This window comes from Lutibacter sp. TH_r2 (assembly GCF_033101135.1).
In the GTDB taxonomy this organism is placed as follows: Bacteria; Bacteroidota; Bacteroidia; order Flavobacteriales; family Flavobacteriaceae; genus Lutibacter.
Genome location: NZ_JAWMPV010000001.1, coordinates 92,088 through 115,354 on the forward strand (window position 1 = coordinate 92,088; position 23,267 = coordinate 115,354).

The following is a 23,267-nucleotide window of genomic DNA, read 5'->3' on the forward strand; positions in this document are numbered from 1 at the left end:
AACATTTCTATTTCAAACAGATTCATCTAACTTCTAATTACTATAATCTAACGCCTATTTATTATTTAGTTGCTTTTTTCTTATTAGCTACAGTTTTACGTTTACCTTTTCTAGTTCTAGAGTTATTTTTTGTTCTCTGACCTCTTAATGGTAAACCAACTCTATGACGAATTCCTCTGTAACAACCTATATCCATTAAACGTTTAACGTTTAATTGAACTTCAGAACGTAATTCACCTTCGATTGTAAATTTCCCAACAGCTTCACGAATATCGTTAATTTCTTGGTCAGTCCAATCTTGAACTTTTGTTCCTTCGTCTACTTTTGCATCTGCTAAAATTTCTTTTGCTCTGCTTTTTCCAATTCCAAAAATGTATGTTAATGCAATAACACCTCTTTTATTTTTAGGAATATCAATACCTGCTATTCTTGCCATAATTATCCTTGTCTTTGTTTAAATCTAGGATTCTTTTTGTTGATTACATATAATCTGCCTTTTCTACGCACAATCTTGCACTCGGCACTTCTCTTTTTTACTGATGCTCTTACTTTCATCTGGTTTATGCTTTAATATCTGTAAGTAATTCTTGCTTTTGTTAAATCATACGGACTCATTTCTAATTTCACCTTATCACCAGGTAATAATTTAATATAATGCATACGCATTTTACCTGAAATGTGAGCTGTAACTATATGTCCGTTTTCCAACTCTACACGAAACATTGCATTAGACAACGCTTCTGTAATTGTTCCGTCCTGTTGTATTGCTGGTTGTTTTGCCATTATGCTATTGATTTACGTTTAGTTCCCTTTTTCATTAGACCATCATAATGACGGTTTAATAAGTGAGAATTAATTTGTTGAATGGTATCGATTGCAACTCCCACCATAATTAATAATGAAGTTCCTCCGTAAAATAATGCCCAATTAGATGTTACTCCTAATTTTACCACAAATGCAGGTAATATAGCAACAAGTGCTAAAAATAACGATCCCGGGAATGTAATTAAAGATAAAACTCTATCTAACAAATTAGCAGTATCTTTTCCTGGTCTTACACCTGGAATAAAACCACCACTTCGTTTTAAATCATCAGCCATTTTGTTGGTAGGTATAGTAATTGCTGTATAAAAATAACTGAAAACAATTATTAAAAAAGCAAATAATAAATTATACCATAATCCAAACATATTAGTAAATTCAGTTCCAATAGCACTTACTGTTTCATTACTTGATCTTTGTAAAAGTGCTGGAGCAAACATAATTGCTTGCGCAAAGATGATAGGCATTACACCTGAAGCGTTTAACTTCAAAGGAACATAATCTCTAACTCCTGCAACACTCTTAATATTACCAGCAACGGTTTTACGTGCATATTGAACAACTATTCTTCTTACAGCTGTTACTAAATAAACACATACTAAAATTACTAATAACCAAAGAATTATTTCAATCAAAATCATAAATGCACCTCCTTGTGAAGCTTCTAATTTAGAAGCAACTTCTTGCATAAATGAACTTGGGAAACGAGCAATAATACCAATCATAATCAATAATGAAATACCATTACCAATACCTTTATCAGTAATTTTTTCACCTAACCACATTGCAAATATAGTTCCTGCAGTTAGAATAACCATAGAAGTTATCCAAAACATACCTCCACTAATATAAAATGCTGAAGTTGGTATTAAATTATAAATGTTAGTAATATATGCAGGTCCTTGAACCATAGTAATTGCGATTGTTAACCAACGAGTGATTTGAGTAATTCGTTTTCTACCGCTTTCACCTTCTTTCTGTAACTTTTGTAAATATGGAACTGCAATAGTCATTAATTGCACAACAATAGAAGCAGATATGTAAGGCATAATACCTAATGCTACAACAGAAGCTTTTGCAAATGCTCCTCCAGTAAACATATCTAATAATCCTAATATACCACCTCCTCCAGTTTGACTTTTTAAAGCAGCTTGTGCTTCTGCAATGTCAATTCCAGGAAGTGGAACTTGTGCGGCAAAACGGTAAATAGCCATAAAACCAAGAGTCAATAGAATTTTATTTCTTAATTCTTCTATTGTCCAAATGTCTTTTATGGTTTGAATAAACTTTTTCATCTATTATATATTATAAAGTTTCTGCTGTACCACCAACTTTTTCAATTGCTGCTTTAGCAGTAGCTGTAAATTTATGAACTGTTACATTAAGTTTAGCAGATAATTCGCCATTTCCTAATATTTTAACTAATTCATTTCTTCTAGCTAATCTATTCTCAACTAAAACATCTAGTGTAATAGTGTCAGATACTTTATTATTGTCAACCAATTCTTGTAATTTATGAAGGTTTATTCCAACATATTCTATACGATTGATATTTTTAAAACCAAATTTTGGTACACGACGTTGTAAAGGCATTTGACCTCCTTCAAAACCAATTTTTCGTGAATAACCAGAACGTGATTTAGCTCCTTTATGACCTCTTGTAGCTGTTCCACCTTTTCCAGAACCTTGTCCTCTACCTACACGCTTACCTTGAGATTTAACTGAACCTTTTGCTGGGCTTAAGTTATTTAATGTCATTTTTTATAAAATGTTATTTGATTTCTTCGAAAGAAACCAAGTGTTTAACTTTATTTACCATTCCAAGGATTGCAGGAGTAGCTTCATGTTCTACTTCGTGACCAATTCCACGTAATCCAAGCGCCTCTAATGTCAATTTTTGATTTTGAGGACGTCTAATTTTACTTTTAACTTGTTTTACTTTAATTTTTGCCATCATTCCTTATTTATCCTTTAAATACTTTTTCTAAAGAAATTCCTCTTTCTTGAGCAATCATACTAGCACTACGTAATTGTAATAAAGCATCGAATGTAGCTTTTACAACATTGTGAGGGTTAGATGATCCTTGAGATTTTGAAAGTACATCGTGTATACCAACTGATTCTAATACGGCACGAACAGCACCACCAGCTATTACTCCTGTACCATGAGATGCAGGCTTTAAAAATACTCTTGCTCCACCAAATTTACCTTTTTGTTCGTGAGGTAAAGTTTGTTTTAAAATTGGAATTCTTACTAAATTTTTCTTTGCATCTTCAATTGCTTTTGCAATTGCCGAAGCCACATCTTTAGATTTACCTAATCCGTGTCCAACAACACCGTTTCCGTCTCCTACAACTACAATTGCAGAGAATCCAAATGCTCTACCACCTTTAGTTACTTTTGTAACACGTTGTACACCTACTAAATGATCTTGTAGTTCTAACCCGCTAGGTTTAACTCTTTCTACGTTTGTATATTTATGATACATAATTTACTAAAATTTTAAACCTGCTTCTCTTGCAGCGTCTGCTAGAGCTTTAACTCTACCGTGATACAAAAATCCATTTCTATCAAATGCAACAGTTTCTACACCTACTTTAGTTGCTTGCTCCGCGATAGCTTTTCCTACTGCTTTTGCAACTTCAGTTTTTGATCCTGTAGCTTCAATTTGTTTATCTCTTGATGATACTGCAGCTAAAGTTTTACCTGTTGTGTCATCTACTAATTGAGCATAAATTTCTTTGTTACTTCTAAAAACTGATAAACGTGGTTTAACAGATGTTCCAGTAACAATTTTTCTAATTCTATGCTTAATTCTTTGTCTTCTTTCAAGCTTTGATAATGCCATAATACTTTAACTTTATTATGCAGATTTACCTGCTTTTCTTCTTATTAGTTCTCCAACAAATTTAACTCCTTTACCTTTGTATGGTTCTGGTTTACGCATAGATCTAATCTTTGCAGCAATAGCACCTACAAGTTGCTTGTCGTGTGAAGTTAATTTTACAATTGGATTTTTACCTTTTTCTGATACTGTCTCTACCTTTACTTCAGGAGCTATATCGATAACTATATTATGAGAAAAACCTAAAGCCAAATCTAATACTTGACCTTGATTGCTTGCTCTATAACCTACACCTACTAATTCTAACTCTTTAGTAAATCCTTTTGAAACACCTTCAATCATATTGTTAATTAAAGCTCTATATAAACCATGTTTTGCTTTGTGTGGTTTACTATCAGAAGGACGCTCTACAATAACAGAACCTTCTTCTACTTTAACAGTAATATCATCTTTAATTTCTTGGCTTAATTCTCCTAATTTACCTTTAACAGTAACAACATTATCTTTAATATCTAATGTAACACCTTCTGGTAACGTAACTGGATTATTTCCTATTCTTGACATCTTTCTTCAATTAATTGATTAATAAATGTAACATAAAACTTCTCCACCAACATGTTCTAGACGAGCTTGTTTGTTCGTCATAACACCTTTTGATGTTGAAATAATTGCTATCCCTAATCCGTTTAATACACGTGGCATTTCATCTGCCCCAACATATTTACGTAAACCTGGCGTACTAATACGCTGTAATTTTTTAATTACTGGAGCCTTCGTAGTTTTACTATACTTCAATGCTATTTTTATTGTTCCTTGAACAGTAGTGTCCTCGAACTTATAGCTTAAGATATAACCTTGATCAAATAAGATTTTAGTCATTTCTTTTTTAATTTTAGAAGCAGGAATTTCAACTACTCTATGACCTGTTGCTGCAGCATTTCTAATCCTTGTTAGATAATCCGCAATTGGATCTGTATACATAATTTATATTAATTGCGGTTCCGGTTTTTAATTCTTCTAACAAATTAAACCTAAAACCAATTTATAATTCTATTTTACCAACTAGCTTTTTTAACGCCTGGTATTAAACCTTGATTTGCCATTTCACGGAATGTAACACGTGATATACCAAATTGTCTCATATACCCTTTTGGTCTTCCAGTTAATTTACAACGATTGTGTAAACGTACAGGTGATGCATTTTTTGGTAGCTTTTGTAATGCTTCATAATCTCCAGCTTCTTTTAAAGCTTTACGTTTTGCAGCAAACTTATCTACTAATTTTTGTCTCTTAACCTCACGGGCTTTCATTGATTCTTTAGCCATCCTTTAATTCTTTTTAAATGGTAAACCTAATTCCGTTAATAACGATTTTGCTTCTTTATCAGTATCAGCAGATGTTACAAATGTAATATCCATACCACTAATTTTGTTTACTTTATCAATATCAATTTCTGGGAAAATGATTTGTTCTGTAATACCTAAATTGTAGTTACCTCTACCATCAAAACCATTGGCTTTAATACCGTTAAAATCTCTTACACGTGGTAACGATGCAGTTACTAATCTGTCTAAAAATTCGTACATTTTGTCACCACGTAAAGTTACTTTTGCCCCAATTGGCATTCCTTTACGTAATTTAAAAGTTGCAACATCTTTTTTAGAAATCGTAGAAATTGCTTTTTGACCAGTTATTTTTCCTAACTCATCTAGCGCGTAATCAATTAATTTCTTATCAGCTACAGCTGCTCCAACACCTTTTGAAACTACAATTTTTTGTAGTTTAGGTACTTGCATAACATTTTTGTAACTAAATTCTTCCGTAAGAGCATTCATAATTCTGCTCTTATATTCTTCCTTAAGTCTTGGTGTATAAGCCATAATTAAATTGCTTTATCAGATTTTTTTGAAAACCTAACTTTTTTCTCACCTTCTACTCTGAAACCAACTTTGGTTACTTCACCATTTTCAACTAACATTAAGTTAGAAATGTGCATAGAAGCTTCTTTTTTCACAATACCTCCTTGTGGGTTTTGTGCGCTAGGCTTTGTGTGTTTAGATATCATATTGACACCTTCTACAATTGCTCTGTTCTTTATTGGAAAAACTTTTACAACTTTTCCTTCTTCTCCTTTATGGTCTCCTGCCATAACTCGAACGGTATCTCCTGATTTTATCTTTAATTTCATCTTTTATAAATTATTAAAGCACTTCAGGTGCTAATGATACAATTTTCATAAATTGTTTTTCACGAAGTTCTCTAGCTACTGGTCCAAATACACGAGTTCCTTTCATGTCTTCAGTATCAGCATTTAACAATACACATGCATTGTCATCAAAACGAATATATGATCCGTCTTTTCTTCTAATTTCTTTCTTCGTTCTAACAACTACTGCTCTAGAAACTTGTCCTTTTTTAACAGTCCCATTTGGAGTAGCATCTTTAATAGATACTACAATTTTATCTCCAATTGAGGCGTAACGTTTCTTGGTTCCTCCTAAAACACGAATAACTAAAACTTCTTTAGCTCCCGTATTATCTGCTACTCTTAATCTTGATTCTGTTTGTAACATAATTATTTAGCTCTTTCTAGGATTTCTACTAACCTCCAACGTTTATTCTTACTCATTGGACGTGTTTCCATTATTCGTACAGTATCTCCAATATTGCAGTCATTTTCTTCATCATGAGCTACATATTTCTTAGTGCTCAATACGAATTTTCCGTACATAGGATGTTTCATTTTTTTAACTTCAGAAACCACAATTGATTTCTGCATTTTATTACTTGAAACTACACCTATTCTTTCTTTTCTAAGATTTCTTTTTTCCATCTTTTCTTATGAATACAATTATTGTAATTCTCTTTTAGTTAATTCTGTTGCTACACGAGCAACAGTTCTTCTAAGTGCTCTAAGTTGCAATGGTGTTTCTAAAGGCGAAATTGCGTGAGCCATTTTTAAATCCGTATAGCTCTTTCTTAAACTTCCTAATTTATCTTGTAACTCTTCAGTTGACAATTCTATAATTTCTGATTGTTTCATTTTCTACTTCAATTATGCGTTATCAAAATCTCTTGCTACAATAAACTTTGTTTTAACAGGTAATTTCTGTGCTGCTAAACGTAAAGCTTCTTTTGCAATTTCCATAGGCACACCACCTACTTCAAACATTATTCTTCCTGGCTTAACTACGGCAACAAAATATTCCGGCGCACCTTTACCTTTACCCATACGTACTTCTAATGGTTTTTTGGTAATTGGCTTGTCTGGAAATATTTTTATCCATAATTGACCTTGTCTTTTCATATAACGTGTTGCGGCAACACGAGCTGCTTCTATCTGACGAGACGTTAGTAAGTTCTGCTCTAGGGCTTTAATTCCAAACATTCCGTTAGATAACTGATGTCCTCTACCAGAATTTCCACTCATATTCCCTTTTCCCTTCTGAACTTTTCTATATTTTACTCTCTTTGGCTGTAACATAGTACTTTCTTAATTTTTAAAAAAAATTACTTTCTTCTACGAGCTTGTGATCTCTTAGAATTATTTCCTCCTTTACCTTGTTTTTTAGACAAGCCTACTAATGGAGATAATTCACGTTTACCATAAACTTCGCCTTTCATTATCCATACTTTTACACCTAAACGGCCATAAGTTGTATGGGCTTCAACAAGTGCATAATCAATATCAGCTCTAAAAGTAGATAGAGGGATTCTACCATCTTTATAGTGTTCAGAACGAGCCATTTCTGCCCCATTTAAACGACCTGATATTTGAACTTTAATACCTTCTGCGTTCATACGCATAGTTGCAGCGATTGCCATTTTAATTGCACGTCTGTATGAAATTCTGTTTTCAATTTGACGAGCAATACTTGCTCCAACTAAACGAGCATCTAATTCTGGACGCTTAATTTCGAAAATATTAATTTGTACTTCTTTTCCAGTGATTTTTTTAAGCTCTTCTTTTAACTTGTCTACCTCTTGTCCACCTTTTCCGATAATAATACCAGGTCTAGCAGTAGTGATAGTAACGGTTACAAGTTTAAGTGTACGCTCAATAATTACACTAGAAACACTTGCTTTAGATAATCTAGCATGAATATACTTTCTTATCTTATCATCTTCGGCAATTTTATCTCCGTAGTTTTTTCCTCCATACCAGTTAGATTCCCATCCTCTGATAATTCCGATTCTATTTCCTATTGGATTTGTTTTCTGTCCCATTTCTACTTATGATTAATTGCTTTCAATTTTTGATCCTAAGATTAAAGTTACATGATTAGAACGTTTTCTAATTCTATGTGCACGACCTTGTGGTGCTGGTCTTAATCTTTTTAACATTCCTGCGCTATCAACGTAAATTTCTTTTACGATTAAACCTGCATCCTCTATATTTGAGTCTTCATTTTTAGCTTGCCAGTTTGCAATGGCACTCAATAATAATTTCTCTAAATTAATTGATGCTTCTTTTGAGCTAAATTTTAAGATTTGTAAAGCTTTTTCAACCTCTACTCCTCTTACTAAATCAGCAACAATACGCATTTTTCTTGGTGATGTAGGACAACCTGTAAGTTTAGCAAATGACATTTGCTTCTTCTCTTCTTTTATTTGTTGTGCTCTTAATTTTTTACGAACTCCCATGATTACCTACTATTTTTTTCCTTTATTTTTTGCACCTGCATGTCCTCTAAACGAACGTGTTGGTGAAAATTCTCCTAACTTATGACCTACCATGTTTTCAGTAACATATACTGGAACAAACTGACGACCGTTATGAACAGCGATAGTTTGACCAACAAAATCTGGAGTAATCATCGAGGCTCTAGACCAAGTTTTGATTACTGTTTTTTTTCCAGACTCAACGTTTCCATCAACTTTCTTCTCTAACTTATGAAATACATAAGGTCCTTTTTTTAATGAACGTGCCATATCTCAATTATTTTTTTCTGCGTTCTATAATATACTTATTACTTGCCTTTGTCTTAGATCTAGTCTTAAATCCTTTAGCAGGTATACCGTTTCTTGATCTAGGATGACCACCTGCAGATTTACCTTCACCACCTCCCATTGGGTGATCAACTGGATTCATTACTACTGGTCTAGTTCTTGGTCTTCTTCCTAACCAACGAGTTCTACCAGCTTTACCAGAAACTAATAATTGATGATCTGAATTAGATACAACACCTATTGTAGCACTACATGTTAACAAAACTAATCTTGTTTCACCTGAAGGTAACTTAATAGTTGCATACTTACCATCTCTTGCCATTAATTGAGCAAATGATCCAGCACTACGCGCCATAACAGCACCTTGACCTGGATGTAACTCTATACAAGAAATTGTTGTTCCTAATGGAATTTGACTTAATAACATTGTATTTCCAACATCAGGAGTAGCTCCTTCACCAGAAATAACTGTTTGACCAACTTTTAAACCATTTTGAGCAATAACATATCTCTTTTCACCATCAGCATAACTTAATAAAGCTATAAATGCTGTACGATTTGGATCATACTCAATTGATTTAACTGTTGCAGGTACACCATTTTTGTTTCTTTTGAAATCAATAATTCTATAGTGCTTTTTATGACCACCACCAATATAGCGCATAGTCATTTTACCTCTATTGTTTCGACCTCCAGATCTTTTTTTCGGAGCAAGTAAACTTTTCTCCGGCTTATCAGTAGTTATGGTGTCGAACCCATTTACTACTCTAAAACGCTGACCTGGTGTTATTGGTTTTAATTTTCTAACTGACATTTTCTTATCTTATTAGATATTGCTATAAAAATCAATACTATCTCCTTCTGCTAATTGAACAATTGCTTTTTTATAAGCTCCTTTTTTCGATTCTACAAGTCCACTTTTAGTGAATTTTGTTTTACGTCCAACAGGATAGTTCAATGTTTTTACGCTTTCAATTGAAACACCGTAAGTTTCCTCAACAGCTTTTTTAATTTCAACTTTGTTAGCTCTTTTATCAACAATAAACGCAAAGCGGTTAAATAACTCACTATCGTTTGTTGCTTTTTCCGTTATAATAGGTTTAATTAAAATACTCATATCTGTTACCTATTTACTTAAATTAGATTCAATTCCTTCTAAAGATCCTTCTGAAAGGATTACCTTGTTTGCATGAAGCAAGTCGTAAGTACTTAAACCTGAATTAGTTACGGTTTTAGTTCTTTTTAAATTGCGCGATGACAAATATACATTATTATTTGATTCAGCCAACACTAACAACGATTTTTTGTTTTCAATTCCCAAAGCTTCAAGTACTTGCTTGAATTCTTTTGTTTTTGGAGTTTCAAAATTAAAGTCTTCTAAAACTATAATATTGTTCTCTTTTGCTTGAATACTTAACGCTGATTTACGAGCTAATCTTTTTAAATTTTTATTTAATTTAAAAGAGTGATCTTGAGGTCTAGGACCAAATATTCTACCACCACCTCTAAAAACACCAGACTTAATACTTCCCGCACGAGCAGTACCAGTTCCTTTTTGCTTTTTAATTTTTCTAGTACTACCAGAAATTTCAGCACGTTCTTTAGCTTTGCTAGTTCCTTGTCTTTGATTAGCCAAATACTGTTTTACATCTAAATAAACAGCGTGATCGTTTGGCTCAATTCCATATACAGCATCAGAAAGTTCAACTTTTCTACCTGTATCTTTACCTGTGATATCTACAACTGATACTTTCATTACTTCTGAATAATTACATAAGCGTTTTTATGTCCAGGAACTGCTCCCTTAACAACAAGTAAGTTCTTTTCAGCAACCACTTTTAAAACTCTTAAATTTTGAACTGTAACTTTTTTACCTCCCATTCTACCAGCCATGCGCATTCCTTTGAATACACGAGCTGGATAAGATGCAGCACCAATAGAACCAGGGGCTCTTAAACGGTTATGTTGACCGTGAGTAGCTTGACCTACACCCGCAAAACCATGACGCTTTACAACACCTTGAAATCCTTTACCTTTAGAAGTTGCAGATACATCTACAAATTCACCTTCAGCAAATAATTCAACTGTTAATTCATCTCCTAATTTATGCTCTTCTTCAAATTCTTGAAATTCAACGACTTTTCTTTTGGCTACGGTACCAGCTTTTTTAAAGTGACCGTCTAAAGCTTTATTAGAGCTTTTTGCCTTTTTGTCATCGAAACCAATTTGAAGGGCACTATACCCGTCAACCTCTTCGGTTCTGACTTGGGTAACTACACAAGGACCTGCTTCTATAACTGTACATGGGATGTTTTTCCCATTTTCGTCAAATAAGCTGGTCATTCCGATTTTTCTACCTATTAACCCAGACATTCTAATTTAATTATTAATTAATATTCTATTTATTTAAAAACAAACAGGGTCAAAAACACTTCAACCCTGATGTATTTTTTTTCCGTTTTTCCCTCGACAACTGCTTGGGACATGTACCAAACTTTTTGTTTGGTTTAGAAATTAAACTTTAATTTCTACTTCAACTCCACTTGGAAGTTCTAATTTCATTAACGCATCAATAGTCTTTGATGAAGAGCTATAAATGTCTAATAATCTTTTATAAGAACTTAATTGAAATTGTTCACGTGATTTTTTATTTACGTGTGGTGAACGTAATACTGTAAAAATCTTTTTATGAGTTGGTAATGGAATTGGTCCATTCACAACCGCTCCAGTATTCTTTACTGTTTTTACGATTTTTTCAGCAGATTTATCTACTAAATTGTAATCGTATGATTTTAATTTTATTCTAATTTTTTGACTCATAGTTTATAATTTAGAGATTAACCTTTTGCGTTAGCGATTACTTCTTCTGCAATATTGCTTGGACATTGTTCGTAATGTGAAAACTCCATTGATGATGATGCCCTACCAGAAGATAAAGTTCTCAACGTTGTTACATATCCAAACATTTCTGATAAAGGAACGGTAGCTTTAACAACTTTTGCTCCTGATCTATCATCCATTGCGTTTACTTGACCTCTTCTTCTATTTAAATCACCAACAATATCACCCATGTTTTCTTCAGGTGTTACTACAGCAATTTTCATAATTGGTTCAAGAATTACAGCTTTTGCGGCTTTTGAAGCAGCTTTATAACCTAATTTAGCAGCTAACTCAAATGATAGTTGATCTGAATCCACTGCGTGGAATGAACCATCATATAAAGTTACTTTTAAACTATCCATTTCGTAACCAGCTAAAGGACCATTTTTCATAGCCATTTTGAAACCTTTTTCTACAGAAGGAACAAATTCTTTAGGTACATTACCACCTTTAATGGTATTAACAAAGGTTAAACCAGTTTCACCTTCATCAGCAGGCTCTATAATAAATTTAATATCGGCAAATTTACCACGTCCACCTGATTGCTTTTTATAAACCTCTCTGTGATCTGCTTTTTGAGTAAACGCTTCTTTGTATTCAACTTGTGGTTGACCTTCGTTTACTTCAACTTTAAATTCACGTTTTAAACGATCTACAATAATTTCTAAGTGTAACTCACCCATTCCTGAAATAATTGTTTGACCTGAAGCTTCATCTGTTTTAACAGTAAATGTAGGATCTTCTTCAGCTAATTTACTTAAAGCCATTCCTAATTTATCTACATCTGCTTTTGTTTTTGGCTCAACTGCAATACCAATTACTGGATCAGGAAAATCCATAGATTCTAATACAATAGGGTGTTTTTCATCACACATTGTATCTCCTGTTTTAATATCTTTAAATCCAACACCTGCACCAATATCTCCAGCTTCTATATAATCGATAGCATTTTGTTTATTAGAGTGCATTTGGTAAATTCTTGAAATACGTTCTTTTTTACCAGAACGACTATTGTAAATGTATGAACCTGCATCTAAACGCCCTGAATAAGCTCTAAAGAAAGCTAAACGACCCACATAAGGATCTGTAGCAATTTTAAATGCTAATGCAGCAAATGGTTCTTTTACATCTGGTTTACGTAATTCTTCAGCTTCTGTATTTGGATTAATTCCTACAACACCTTCTTTATCAATTGGTGCTGGTAAGTATCTACAAACAGCATCTAATAAAAATTGAACACCTTTATTTTTAAAAGCTGAACCACAAACCATAGGAATAATTGACATATCCATTACAGCAGCACGAAGCGCAGCATGCACTTCTTCTTCAGTAATAGAATCTTCATCTTCCATATATTTTTCTAAAAGAGCCTCATCATAAGCAGCAACTTCTTCAATAAGTTTACCACGTAATTCGTGAGCTTCTTCTTTTAATTCTTCAGGAATATCAATAACATCAAAAGTTGACCCTTGTGTATGATCATGCCAAACAATAGCACGGTTTTTCACTAAATCAACCACTCCTTTAAAGTTGTCTTCGTCACCAATATTCATAACGATAGGAACTGCATTAGATCCTAACATTTCTTTTACTTGTTGACAAACAGCTAAAAAGTTAGCTCCTTGACGGTCCATTTTATTTACAAACCCAATTCTAGGAACTTTATAGTTATCTGCTAATCTCCAGTTAGTTTCTGATTGAGGCTCAACACCATCAACAGCACTAAATAAAAACACTAAACCATCTAATACTCTTAATGAACGATTCACCTCAACTGTAAAGTCAACGTGACCTGGAGTATCGATAATATTAAAGTGATAACCTTTAGCCTCTTTAGTAGGTATTCCATTTTCAGTTGGAAACTGCCACTCACATGTAGTAGCTGCAGAAGTAATTGTAATACCTCTTTCTTGCTCTTGCTCCATCCAGTCCATTGTTGCAGCACCATCATGTACTTCACCAATTTTATGTGAAACTCCCGTATAATATAGAATACGCTCTGTACATGTAGTTTTACCCGCATCAATATGAGCTGCAATTCCAATATTTCTTGTATATTTTAAATCTCTTGCCATTTTCTAATTATTAAAATCTAAGGTGAGAGAATGCTTTATTTGCATCAGCCATTTTATGAACGTCAACTCTTTTCTTAACTGCAGCACCTTCTTCTTTAGAAGCAGCTAATACTTCAGCAGCTAAACGTTGAGCCATAGATTTTTCATTTCTTTTTCTAGAAAAACTAATTAACCACTTAATAGCTTGTGACACTTTACGGTCTGGTCTAATTTGCATTGGAATTTGGAATGTTGCTCCTCCAACTCTTCTACTACGCACTTCTACGTGAGGCATAACGTTAGTTAAAGCTTCTTTCCATATTTCTAAAGCTGATTTTTCTTCATCTTGTTTCTTTTCCTCTACAATTTCTAACGCATCGTAGAATACTTTAAAAGCTACAGATTTTTTACCATCCCACATTAAGTTATTCACAAAACGCGTTACTAACTGATCGTTAAATTTTGGATCCGGTAAAAGCACTCTTTTTTTCGCTCTTCTTTTTCTCATGTCTTTACATTAAAGTTTTTAAATTACTTCTTTGGGGCTTTTGTACCATATTTTGAACGACGTTGAGTTCTTCCGTCAACACCGGCTGTGTCTAATGCTCCACGTACAATGTGGTATCTAACACCTGGTAAATCTTTAACCCTTCCACCTCTAACTAATACTATCGAGTGCTCTTGTAAATTGTGTCCTTCACCTGGAATGTAAGCATTCACTTCATTTCCATTTGTTAACCTTACCCTTGCAACTTTACGCATTGCTGAATTAGGTTTTTTTGGTGTAGTTGTGTATACACGAGTACATACACCTCTACGTTGAGGACAAGAATTTAAAGCAGCCGATTTACTCTTCTTAGTTATTTTGGTTCTTCCTTTTCGTACTAATTGCGAAATTGTTGGCATACTAAATTTTTGTTATAATTACTTTTATTTTTCTAAATGCTCTTTTTTAAGAGTGCGCAAATGTACAAATAATTTATTGTAATTCAAACACCTACCAAATTATATTTTCCTAACATTTTTTTATAGTACATTTACAAACTTAAAAATTGATGGTTTTGAGCAAAAAATCCTATTACTTAATAGTTTTTCTTTTTTTTACACCTTATATATATATGTGTGCTCAAAATTTTGAATTAAAATTAACTTCAAAAGACAGTATATTTAATGTAGAACTAGCAACCTTTGACTTAAATAAAAAGTTTATCTCCAAAAATAAAGCTTTAAAAAGTTGTGACTCTATTTCAACACTATTAACTCTCAAAGGTTATTTTGATAATTATTACAAAAGTAGCGTAAAAGACTCTACAATAATTGCTGATTTTTATTTTACAAGAAAATTTGACTCTATAAAAATTCACTATAAAAATGAACCATTAGTTAATAAACTCTTGAATACACTTTCAATTAAATATTTTGACTCTATTTTTAAAATTCCTACCTACAAAACAGAATTAGTATTAAATCAACTTATTTCAACATATGAAAAAGAAGGTTTTACTTTTACAACTATTAAATTAAATGATTTTGAAATAATTGAAAATGAAATTTATGCTAATCTAAATATCAATATTGAGAATAAAAGAAGTATTAATAACATAGTAACTTATGGCTATGATGAGTTTCCAATAAAAAAATTAAGAAAATTTTTAAATATTCAAAATAATTCATCTTTTAATATAGCGTCTCTAAAATCCTTCAAAAAAAGAATAGATGAATCGAAGTATTTTAATGCAATTAAAGATCCTGAAGTACTTTTCTCTAAAGATTCTACACAAGTTTATATTTATTTGAAAAAAAAATCTAACAGTAAATTTGATGGTTTGATAAGTTTCTCAAATGAAAATGAAGATAAATTACAATTAAATGGATATCTTAATTTACAACTTTCAAATGTTTTTAATCGTGCTGAAGAAATATCACTTAACTGGATTGGAAACACTCAACAAAAAACACTTAACATTAATTACAACACACCTTATATATTTAATACTAATTTTAATTTTAAAAGTGAATTTGAATTAATAAGAAAAGATTCTACCTATGTAAATTCAACTACAGAAATAAATTTAGGATATCATCTTAAAAACAATGTAATTATTAGTTCCGTTATAAACATAGAGAAATCTAACATTACAAATGAAAATAACAACCCACTAATAAATAATTATTCCAAAACACTTTATGGCGCTTCATTTACCTATCAACTTTTTGAGAATAATCATTTACAAAATACAAAGTTATCATTTGAGTCAAAAGCAATTGTTGGGAAAAGAAAAGATTTATCAAATAATGATCAGCAGTTATACTCCTTAAATTTCAACTATCTTCAAAAATTAAACAAAAAAAACTTTTTATATTTTAAATCGGATAATGCGTATTTGGTAACAGATACTACTTTTGAAAATGAACAATTCCAAATAGGAGGTTTTAATTCATTAAGAGGTTTTGACGAAGAAAGTATTTTAACTACTAAATACTCAACCAATTCTATAGAATATCAACACTTAACTAATAACAATTCTTATTTATATTCTTTTATAGATATAGGATTTATAGATAACGAAATTGAAAATTCCACTTCTAATTTATTTGGTCTAGGTTTAGGCTATAACTTTACAACAAAATCAAGTATATTTAATATTGGTTATGCGCTTGGTAAGTATGAAAATATCCCAATAAAATTTAAAACTTCAAAAATTTTAATTAAAATCTCCTATCTATTTTAAGTTTGACTACAATGTTAAATTAACTTTGTCTTAATTTTAAATTATAATCATCAATATAACACATTCAACAGCTAATTACGAACATTTTTTAACATATTTTAGCATTTTATCGGTATTTAGTTTGGATTATTAACATTTTATTATGATTTTTGACCTGATTAATTCAAATAATTATACAAATGAAAACAAAGTTAAATGTTTTTTTAACGTTATTTCTAGCGTTACTAGTGCATATATCGTATGCACAAGAAAAAACTGTTACGGGTAAGGTAGCCGATGCAAGTGGGCCACTGCCTGGAGTAACAGTTATAATTAAAGGTACTAATACAGGTACTCAATCTGATTTTGATGGAAACTATACTATCAAAGCTAAAACAGGAGATGTTCTTCTATATAGCTTTATTGGTATGAACACAGCTCAAAAAACTGTTGGTTCATCTAATGTCATTAACGTTACAATGACTGAAAGTGCTGAAGCACTTGAGGAAGTTGTAGTTACTGGTTTTGGTAGAAAAGTTGAAAAAAGATCTGCAACTTTTGCTGTACAGCAAGTTGGTGGTGAAGAAATGACTGCTGCTCGTGAAAGTAACATTGTAAATTCACTTTCCGGTAAAGTTGCTGGGGTTCAAATTACAAATAGTTCTGGAGCCGTTGGTTCTTCTTCTCGTGTTGTTTTAAGGGGTGCGGCATCTATTACTGGTAATAACCAACCATTATATGTTGTGAACGGAGTTCCATTAGAAAGTGGAAACTACGGTAACTCTTCAGATGGTGGTGGAGCTGATTTACCAAATGGTATTTCAGATATTAACGCTGATGATATTGAATCTATTTCTGTTTTAAAAGGACCTGCTGCTGCTGCACTTTATGGTGTAAGAGCTGCAAATGGTGTAATTCAAATTAAAACTAAAACAGGTAGAAAAGGACAAGGTTTAGGTATTACTTATAACAGTACTATAAGTATGGAAGACCCTTTATTATTACCTGATTTTCAAAATTCTTACGGACAAGGTTCTAATCCTTACTACTTTGAATGGATAGATGGTTCTACAGGTGATGGTGGAGTTGATGAAAGTTGGGGACCTCCATTAGATGTTGGTTTAGAATTTGTACAATGGAACTCATACACTGTTGATGGTGCTCCATTACCATGGGTTTCTCAACCTGACAATATCAAAGATTTTTATGATACTGGTATTACATTAAACAACAGTATCTCATTTACAGGTGGATCTGAAGATATGGGTTACCGTTTATCAATTGGTCATATGGATCAAACTGGTATGGTACCAAATACAGATTTAAAACGTTACTCTATTGGAGCTTCTTCTACATATACTATGGCAGATAAATTAACAGCTTCTTTTGATGTTAACTACACACGTTCTAAAAGTGATAACTTTGTAACTCAAGGATATAACAACGAAAATCCAGTTCAACAAATGATTTGGTCTGGTAGAAACGTTGATTTTGCAGCTTTAAGAGATTGGGAAAATTTACCATTAGCTGCTGAAGGTACTGCTGCTGAAGGTACACCTTTAAACTGGAATACAGTGTTTCAAAATAACCCTTTCTGGGTGTTAGACACAAACACAAGAGAGTATGCTAAAGACAGAGTTGTTGGAAACATCGCTCTTAACTATGCTTTAAGCGATAAAATTAATATTAGCGCTAAAGTTGGTACAAACTTTTGGAACTCTAGACAAAATTACAGACAAGCATTTGGAAGTAATAGTGCACCAAACGGTTATTATAGTGAAACAAACCGTACATATACTGAAACAAACACTGAATTGATTGCTTCTTACGCTACAAAAATAACTGAAGATATAGATTTTGAAATTAGCGCAGGTGGAAACTCTATGCGTAGAAAATCTGAATTAGCTTACACTGGTGTTCCAAACCTACAATTACCTGGTTTATATAACGTTAGTAATTTAGCTGCTGGTAGTAGCTGGGTATTAAGTAATTCATTTTCAGAACAAAGAATTAACAGTTTATTTGGTTTTGGTAAGTTCTCTTACAAAAATTACTTATTCCTAGAATTCTCTGGACGTAATGACTGGTCAAGTTTATTACCTATGAGTAATAACTCATTCTTCTACCCTTCTGTTACTGCATCTGCTGTGGTATCAGATATGATAGACTTTAATTCAGATGTAGTTAACTTCTTAAAAGTAAGAGGTGGATGGTCTGAAGTTGGTGGTATTGGAGCTTTAAGCCCATATAGTTTAGAACCAACATATGCTTTATCAACTGAAACATGGGGAGGAAATACAGTTGCTTATTTACCAGGAACATTAAACAATCCTGATATTAAGTCTGAAACTACTTCAGGTACTGAATTTGGTTTAGACCTTAGATTATTTAATAGTAAAGTTAGATTTAATGCTACTTACTATGATCAAACAAGTACAGATTTAGTTGTTCCTGTTCAAGTAACTGCTGCATCTGGTTATTCTAGTGCTATCCAAAATGTTGGAGAAATGAACAATAAAGGAGTTGAACTTCAATTAGGAGCTACTCTTGTAGATAAAGGAGATTTCAAATTTGATTTAGACCTTAACTTTGCAAAAAACACAAATGAAGTAGTTTCATTAGGTGGTTTAGAATCATTAGTATTAGGTGGTCAATGGTCAATGACATTAGAAGCTAGAGAAGGACATGCATATGGAGACATTGTAGGTTCTTACTTTGACAGAAGTCCTAGTGGTGATATTATCTATGAAAACGGTTTACCTTCAATAGCTTCTGGTACTAAAGTACTAGGTAACATTGCTCCTGATTGGACAGGTGGTGCTAATTTTATGTTTAGTTACAAAAACTTTAGCTTAAATACTTTAATTGATGCTAAAATAGGTGGTGATATATATTCTATGACAACTTCTTGGGGTAGATACGCTGGTGTATTAGAAGAAACTTTATTAGGTAGAGAAACTGGTATTGTTGGTGATGGTGTTATGTTAGTTAACGGTGAATATGTTGCAAACAATGTAGTAAGAACTGCTGAAGATTATAACAAAAGAGCTTATTCTAATAGTATAGTTGAAAGTTCTGTATTTGACGCTTCATATGTTAAATTAAGACAAGTTATGTTATCTTATAAATTACCTAAAAGAATTATTGAGAAAACAATGTTAACTGATGTTAATTTCTCTTTAGTTGGTCGTAACTTACTTATTATACACAAAAATGCTCCACATATTGATCCTGAAACTTCATTTAGTGATGATAACGGTGAACAAGGTCAAGAATTTGGACAATTACCATCAGCAAGAAGTATCGGTTTTAACATCCAATTAAAACTATAACTAAAATAATTATAAAATATTAGAATATGAAACGATTTAAAATTATAACTATTCTCTTCTTGAGCTTATTGGTGACTACTGTTAGTTGCGATAATGATTTTGAAGAAATAAATACAGACCCGAACAATCCTACCACGGTGCCTTCTAGTTTGTTAATACCAGGTATTGCTAGAGCTGCACAAAACAGATCTTATAGCACTTTTACTGGTGGAGATATGGGAGCTTGTTGGTCTCAACAATTTGCCAAAGTGCAATATAACGATGAAGCAAGATATATACCAAGACAAAGTGTTATTACGGCTGTTTGGGATGATTATTATGCAATTGTTATATCAGATGCAGACGCTATGTATAATATTGCAGAATCTGAAGGTAACAATACCATGATGGGAGTTGCTTTAACTTTACAAGCATATGGATATGCTTTTTTAACAGATTGTTATGGTTCAATACCTTTTACTGAAGCTATTACAGCTGATGAAGGAAACATTGCTCCTGCTTATGACACACAAGATGTAGTTTACAGTGGAATTTTCTCAATGTTAGACAAAGCAATTTCTTTAATTGGAACTGGTGGATCTATCGATGAAACAAATGATGTTGTTTATGGTGGAGATGCAACGAAATGGAAAAAATTTGCTGCTTCATTAAAATTCAGAGCTTTAATGAGAGTTTCTGGAAAAATGAATGTTTCTTCAGCTTTACAAGCTTTAGTAGATTCTGGTAATTTATTTGCTAGTAATGATGATGAAGCCAAATTAGTTTATTTAGACGAAGACCCAAGCGCTAATCCATTATATGAAACTATTGTGTATGGTACTAGAGGTGAATGGAAAGTTAATTCTGTTTTAGTAGACATGTTAGCATCAACTAGTGACCCTAGATTAGAAGTTTATGCAGCATTAAATGATGCTGATATCTATAGAGGAAAACCTTCAGGATATACAGATGTACCAAATGATGATTATAACTATACTAATGTATCTGCTTTAGGTGAGTTTTATTTACGTCCTCAATTACCAGGTTATTTTGTATCAAATGCAGAATTAAAATTTTTAATGGCTGAAGCTGCAACTAAAGGGTATATTTCTGGAACTGCAAACGATTATTTTATAGAAGGTATTACTGCTTCTATGGATTTCAACGGAGTTGATGGAAGTGCATACATTTCTGGTCAATTTTTACAATCTAACACAGCAACTGCATTACAACAAATTGCAGAGCAAAATTGGATTGCATTATTTGCACAAGGAGTTGAATCTTGGACAGAATGGAGAAGAACAGGTTACCCTGTATTAAGCCCTGCATTTGAAGCAGACTTAAATGAGATTCCATCTAGATATAATTATCCAACTACAGAGTCATCTATTAACAAAGCTAATTATGATGCTGCAGTTGCCGCTCAAGGTGCCGATGAATTAACAACACCAGTTTGGTGGATGAATTAAGCTAATAACTAATTAAAACATATAATTATGAAAAAAATATTTAATCTATTCGTAGTGTTTTCTTTATTATTCATTTCTTGTAATGATAATGAAGATTTCAATACCGAAGACATGATGACTGGCACCGCTGCCGAAGGTGGTGTTATAGTTGCCGTAAATTCAAATTCCACAGGAAAACTTTTAGGAGTTCCTTCATCTACAGATTTCGAAACAGCTACTATTTCTTTTGCTGCTTCTGAATTAGATTTGGGTGTACTTTTAATGTCTGGTGGAGCTGACATTGCTACCTATGAAATTGTAAAGTCTATAAATGGTGGAACTGAAGCAAGTGTTGCAACTTCTTCAACTTTACCTATCTCTTTAGTTTATACTACTGTAGATGACTATATTGATGGTTTAGGAATTACTGCTGACGACTTAAGAATTGGAGATGTTATAACTTTTAAAACTAAAATGACTAAATCTGATGGATCTGTAATATATGCTGGACCAAATGATGGTTCTTACAGTATTACTGTAAGCTGTTCTTCTGATTTAGCTGGTACTTACGATTTAACTATGGTATCTAGTAATGGTTATGTTATTAACTTTCCAAATGAAGAAATTACTGAAGTAAGTCCTGGATACTATAAAACAACATCTATCTACGCTTGGTCAGTTGGATCTATTGCGCCAGATCAAGGGTTTAACTTTTCTGATGTATGTGGTCAATTAAACGTGCCAGATCAAGATTTAGCACAAGGGTACTACAGTAACGATGTATTTAATACAGAAGCTGGTTATGTAGATGGTGCTACTGGTGATTTAAAAATATTTTATACGGTTAGTTTTTCAAGTGGAGATGTAACTTGTGTAGGAACTTATACCAAAAAATAATTTAAAACTTAAAAAAGATGAAAATAAATATTATTAAAAAGTTCTTAATGCTTTTTGCTTTGAGTGCTATCATATTTAGTTGTGATGAAAATGAGCAAACTGGGTTTAGTGTAACTTCTCCTTCGTCTCCTTCATTAGCAATTGATTTGGATTTCACAAATCCAACTTTAATTGAAGATGATTCAGAATATACGTATACCGTTACTTTGAGCGAAACACAAGTAGTTGATGTTAAATTACATGTTGTTCAAATTGGAGGTACTGCTAATTCTGATGATTATGAAATGACTGATTTGATTTCTATACCTGCAGGTTATACTTCTGCAAGTGGTTCAATCAAAATTTTAGCTGATGATTTAATTGAAGATACAGAAACATTACAAATTCAAGTTGGTACTGAAACAACTTCTAACGCAGCGTTAACACCTGTTACTACTGAATTTACAATACTTAATTACACAGATGGTGATTTAGTGGTAGATTTAGCTTGGGATATGTCTATTGTAACTGATGACGCTGGTGAAGAAATAAGCGCTACAGATTTTGCTGATTTAAGATTATTAGTTTCTTCTACTCCAGACAATGCTGGTGATATTGCTCAAGCTGATGGTGGAAGTTTTGAAACTTTAGTTTTAGATGCTTCAACTGCAGATGGTACGTATTATATAGTAGCTGATTTTTATGCTGCTAATGAAACAATCTTTAGAGATTTAGATTTAACAATGGAGATCAACCAAGCTGGTACTATAAACGGAATGACGTATGAGTACGCTGCTGCACTAAATAATTCAACTCAATGTTCTGCAGCTTATTTTGTACTTGCTGAACTTGTAAAAACAGGAGATTCTTATACAATTACTTCTATTGGTGAATCACAACCTCTTTTAGATGCTGAAGGTGAATGGTACTTTTTCCTATATGATTCTTGGGGTGACGGTTGGGATGGAGCCTACATAACAGTAACACTTAATGGTGTTTCTACAGATTATTCTCCTACAGCTGATATTCTAGAAGAATATATACAAGTTCCTGCTGGTGCTGAATTTAGCATTAGCTACACATCTGGTGATTATGAAGGAGAACATAATTTAGGTGTTGTTCAACCTGATGGTACTGTACTATCTTGGGGAACTGCATTTGATGGTGTAAATATTCCAGAAGGTACATTGTATGATTCTACAAATGTTTGTCCTTAATTTTAAAAATTAAGTCATAAATTTTAATAAAAGCCATCAGTTAAAACTGATGGCTTTTTTAATCAAAAAAATACTTTAATAAAAAATGAAAATATTTTAAATACTAATTGTTAGGACTTTATTATTTAAATTGTTAAATTTCACATAATTAG

Annotated in this window: 33 protein-coding genes; 5 read left to right on the top strand and 28 right to left on the bottom strand. The window is 32.4% G+C overall.

Going from position 1 to position 23,267, the window contains the following annotated elements; genetic code table 11:
• Positions 1 to 61: 61 nt before the first annotated feature.
• From rpsM to rpsL, 28 genes are all read right to left on the bottom strand, one after another.
• Entirely contained in the window at positions 62 to 436 is a 375-nt protein-coding gene (gene rpsM, locus R3X25_RS00450) for a 30S ribosomal protein S13 (protein WP_317670741.1), read from the bottom strand.
• 2 nt (positions 437 to 438) lie between these two features.
• Positions 439 to 555: a type B 50S ribosomal protein L36 gene (gene ykgO / locus R3X25_RS00455; RefSeq protein WP_073370549.1), complete on the bottom strand. Its 117-nt coding sequence runs from the start codon at positions 553 to 555 to the stop codon at positions 439 to 441.
• 12 nt (positions 556 to 567) lie between these two features.
• Positions 568 to 783 (bottom strand): translation initiation factor IF-1, encoded by a 216-nt coding sequence (gene infA / locus R3X25_RS00460; protein ID WP_068206835.1) that lies wholly within the window; start codon positions 781 to 783, stop codon positions 568 to 570.
• Complete coding sequence (secY, locus tag R3X25_RS00465) at positions 783 to 2,117, bottom strand: preprotein translocase subunit SecY (protein ID WP_317670753.1); 1,335 nt, start codon at positions 2,115 to 2,117, stop codon at positions 783 to 785. Before secY ends, infA begins: the two co-directional genes overlap by 1 nt.
• A 10-nt stretch (positions 2,118 to 2,127) precedes the next feature.
• Positions 2,128 to 2,580: a 50S ribosomal protein L15 gene (gene rplO, locus R3X25_RS00470; protein ID WP_317670755.1), complete on the bottom strand. Its 453-nt coding sequence runs from the start codon at positions 2,578 to 2,580 to the stop codon at positions 2,128 to 2,130.
• 13 nt (positions 2,581 to 2,593) lie between these two features.
• On the bottom strand, positions 2,594 to 2,776 hold the full coding sequence (gene rpmD, locus R3X25_RS00475; RefSeq protein ID WP_317673370.1) for a 50S ribosomal protein L30: 183 nt from the start codon (positions 2,774 to 2,776) through the stop codon (positions 2,594 to 2,596).
• A 10-nt stretch (positions 2,777 to 2,786) separates the two neighbouring features.
• Positions 2,787 to 3,311: a 30S ribosomal protein S5 gene (rpsE, locus tag R3X25_RS00480; RefSeq protein WP_317670757.1), complete on the bottom strand. Its 525-nt coding sequence runs from the start codon at positions 3,309 to 3,311 to the stop codon at positions 2,787 to 2,789.
• A gap of 6 nt (positions 3,312 to 3,317) precedes the next feature.
• The gene (gene rplR, locus R3X25_RS00485; RefSeq protein ID WP_317670759.1) at positions 3,318 to 3,671 is read right to left on the bottom strand and encodes a 50S ribosomal protein L18; all 354 of its coding nucleotides are present in this window, start codon (positions 3,669 to 3,671) and stop codon (positions 3,318 to 3,320) included.
• 15 nt (positions 3,672 to 3,686) lie between these two features.
• Positions 3,687 to 4,232, bottom strand: coding sequence for a 50S ribosomal protein L6 (gene rplF / locus R3X25_RS00490; RefSeq protein WP_317670762.1), 546 nt, complete (start codon positions 4,230 to 4,232; stop codon positions 3,687 to 3,689).
• Between the two features lie 18 nt (positions 4,233 to 4,250).
• Positions 4,251 to 4,649: a 30S ribosomal protein S8 gene (gene rpsH / locus R3X25_RS00495; protein ID WP_317670764.1), complete on the bottom strand. Its 399-nt coding sequence runs from the start codon at positions 4,647 to 4,649 to the stop codon at positions 4,251 to 4,253.
• 74 nt (positions 4,650 to 4,723) lie between these two features.
• Complete coding sequence (rpsN, locus tag R3X25_RS00500) at positions 4,724 to 4,993, bottom strand: 30S ribosomal protein S14 (protein ID WP_317670766.1); 270 nt, start codon at positions 4,991 to 4,993, stop codon at positions 4,724 to 4,726.
• 3 nt (positions 4,994 to 4,996) lie between these two features.
• Positions 4,997 to 5,548 carry a 50S ribosomal protein L5 gene (rplE, locus tag R3X25_RS00505; RefSeq protein ID WP_317670768.1) on the bottom strand — a complete coding sequence of 184 codons (552 nt, stop codon included), beginning with the start codon at positions 5,546 to 5,548 and terminating at the stop codon, positions 4,997 to 4,999.
• A gap of 2 nt (positions 5,549 to 5,550) precedes the next feature.
• Entirely contained in the window at positions 5,551 to 5,856 is a 306-nt protein-coding gene (gene rplX, locus R3X25_RS00510; protein ID WP_317670770.1) for a 50S ribosomal protein L24, read from the bottom strand.
• Positions 5,857 to 5,869: 13 nt separating this feature from the next.
• Positions 5,870 to 6,241: a 50S ribosomal protein L14 gene (gene rplN / locus R3X25_RS00515; RefSeq protein WP_317670772.1), complete on the bottom strand. Its 372-nt coding sequence runs from the start codon at positions 6,239 to 6,241 to the stop codon at positions 5,870 to 5,872.
• Positions 6,242 to 6,243: 2 nt separating this feature from the next.
• Positions 6,244 to 6,501: a 30S ribosomal protein S17 gene (gene rpsQ / locus R3X25_RS00520; RefSeq protein WP_317670774.1), complete on the bottom strand. Its 258-nt coding sequence runs from the start codon at positions 6,499 to 6,501 to the stop codon at positions 6,244 to 6,246.
• Positions 6,502 to 6,519: 18 nt separating this feature from the next.
• Positions 6,520 to 6,711: a 50S ribosomal protein L29 gene (gene rpmC, locus R3X25_RS00525; protein WP_317670776.1), complete on the bottom strand. Its 192-nt coding sequence runs from the start codon at positions 6,709 to 6,711 to the stop codon at positions 6,520 to 6,522.
• Positions 6,712 to 6,723: 12 nt separating this feature from the next.
• Positions 6,724 to 7,152: a 50S ribosomal protein L16 gene (rplP, locus tag R3X25_RS00530; protein WP_317670778.1), complete on the bottom strand. Its 429-nt coding sequence runs from the start codon at positions 7,150 to 7,152 to the stop codon at positions 6,724 to 6,726.
• A 26-nt stretch (positions 7,153 to 7,178) separates the two neighbouring features.
• A complete protein-coding gene (gene rpsC / locus R3X25_RS00535; RefSeq protein WP_317670780.1) occupies positions 7,179 to 7,895 on the bottom strand; it encodes a 30S ribosomal protein S3 in 717 nt (238 codons plus the stop codon).
• 12 nt (positions 7,896 to 7,907) lie between these two features.
• Entirely contained in the window at positions 7,908 to 8,312 is a 405-nt protein-coding gene (gene rplV / locus R3X25_RS00540; RefSeq protein ID WP_317670782.1) for a 50S ribosomal protein L22, read from the bottom strand.
• A gap of 9 nt (positions 8,313 to 8,321) precedes the next feature.
• Entirely contained in the window at positions 8,322 to 8,600 is a 279-nt protein-coding gene (rpsS, locus tag R3X25_RS00545; protein ID WP_317670784.1) for a 30S ribosomal protein S19, read from the bottom strand.
• A 7-nt stretch (positions 8,601 to 8,607) separates the two neighbouring features.
• On the bottom strand, positions 8,608 to 9,432 hold the full coding sequence (rplB, locus tag R3X25_RS00550; protein ID WP_317670786.1) for a 50S ribosomal protein L2: 825 nt from the start codon (positions 9,430 to 9,432) through the stop codon (positions 8,608 to 8,610).
• 12 nt (positions 9,433 to 9,444) lie between these two features.
• Entirely contained in the window at positions 9,445 to 9,735 is a 291-nt protein-coding gene (rplW, locus tag R3X25_RS00555; protein ID WP_317670788.1) for a 50S ribosomal protein L23, read from the bottom strand.
• Between the two features lie 9 nt (positions 9,736 to 9,744).
• Positions 9,745 to 10,374 (bottom strand): 50S ribosomal protein L4, encoded by a 630-nt coding sequence (gene rplD, locus R3X25_RS00560; RefSeq protein WP_317670790.1) that lies wholly within the window; start codon positions 10,372 to 10,374, stop codon positions 9,745 to 9,747.
• On the bottom strand, positions 10,374 to 10,991 hold the full coding sequence (rplC, locus tag R3X25_RS00565; RefSeq protein WP_317670792.1) for a 50S ribosomal protein L3: 618 nt from the start codon (positions 10,989 to 10,991) through the stop codon (positions 10,374 to 10,376). The genes rplD and rplC overlap by 1 nt, the downstream gene beginning before the upstream one ends.
• 141 nt (positions 10,992 to 11,132) lie before the next feature.
• On the bottom strand, positions 11,133 to 11,438 hold the full coding sequence (rpsJ, locus tag R3X25_RS00570; RefSeq protein WP_070237956.1) for a 30S ribosomal protein S10: 306 nt from the start codon (positions 11,436 to 11,438) through the stop codon (positions 11,133 to 11,135).
• 17 nt (positions 11,439 to 11,455) lie between these two features.
• Complete coding sequence (fusA, locus tag R3X25_RS00575) at positions 11,456 to 13,573, bottom strand: elongation factor G (RefSeq protein ID WP_317670796.1); 2,118 nt, start codon at positions 13,571 to 13,573, stop codon at positions 11,456 to 11,458.
• 10 nt (positions 13,574 to 13,583) lie between these two features.
• Complete coding sequence (gene rpsG, locus R3X25_RS00580) at positions 13,584 to 14,060, bottom strand: 30S ribosomal protein S7 (RefSeq protein ID WP_317670798.1); 477 nt, start codon at positions 14,058 to 14,060, stop codon at positions 13,584 to 13,586.
• 23 nt (positions 14,061 to 14,083) lie between these two features.
• The gene (gene rpsL / locus R3X25_RS00585) at positions 14,084 to 14,458 is read right to left on the bottom strand and encodes a 30S ribosomal protein S12 (protein ID WP_068206887.1); all 375 of its coding nucleotides are present in this window, start codon (positions 14,456 to 14,458) and stop codon (positions 14,084 to 14,086) included.
• A gap of 155 nt (positions 14,459 to 14,613) precedes the next feature.
• On the opposite strand from rpsL, the gene R3X25_RS00590 reads away from it, so the two are divergent.
• The 5 genes from R3X25_RS00590 to R3X25_RS00610 all read left to right on the top strand — a co-directional run bounded on the left by R3X25_RS00590 (position 14,614) and on the right by R3X25_RS00610 (position 23,115).
• Positions 14,614 to 16,284 (top strand): ShlB/FhaC/HecB family hemolysin secretion/activation protein, encoded by a 1,671-nt coding sequence (locus R3X25_RS00590; RefSeq protein WP_317670802.1) that lies wholly within the window; start codon positions 14,614 to 14,616, stop codon positions 16,282 to 16,284.
• A gap of 179 nt (positions 16,285 to 16,463) precedes the next feature.
• Positions 16,464 to 19,595 carry a SusC/RagA family TonB-linked outer membrane protein gene (locus R3X25_RS00595; RefSeq protein WP_317670804.1) on the top strand — a complete coding sequence of 1,044 codons (3,132 nt, stop codon included), beginning with the start codon at positions 16,464 to 16,466 and terminating at the stop codon, positions 19,593 to 19,595.
• 26 nt (positions 19,596 to 19,621) lie between these two features.
• Positions 19,622 to 21,043: a SusD/RagB family nutrient-binding outer membrane lipoprotein gene (locus R3X25_RS00600; protein ID WP_317670807.1), complete on the top strand. Its 1,422-nt coding sequence runs from the start codon at positions 19,622 to 19,624 to the stop codon at positions 21,041 to 21,043.
• A 27-nt stretch (positions 21,044 to 21,070) separates the two neighbouring features.
• Positions 21,071 to 21,919 carry a hypothetical protein gene (locus R3X25_RS00605; RefSeq protein ID WP_317670809.1) on the top strand — a complete coding sequence of 283 codons (849 nt, stop codon included), beginning with the start codon at positions 21,071 to 21,073 and terminating at the stop codon, positions 21,917 to 21,919.
• Between the two features lie 17 nt (positions 21,920 to 21,936).
• Positions 21,937 to 23,115, top strand: coding sequence for a hypothetical protein (locus tag R3X25_RS00610; RefSeq protein WP_317670811.1), 1,179 nt, complete (start codon positions 21,937 to 21,939; stop codon positions 23,113 to 23,115).
• Positions 23,116 to 23,267: the final 152 nt, after the last annotated feature.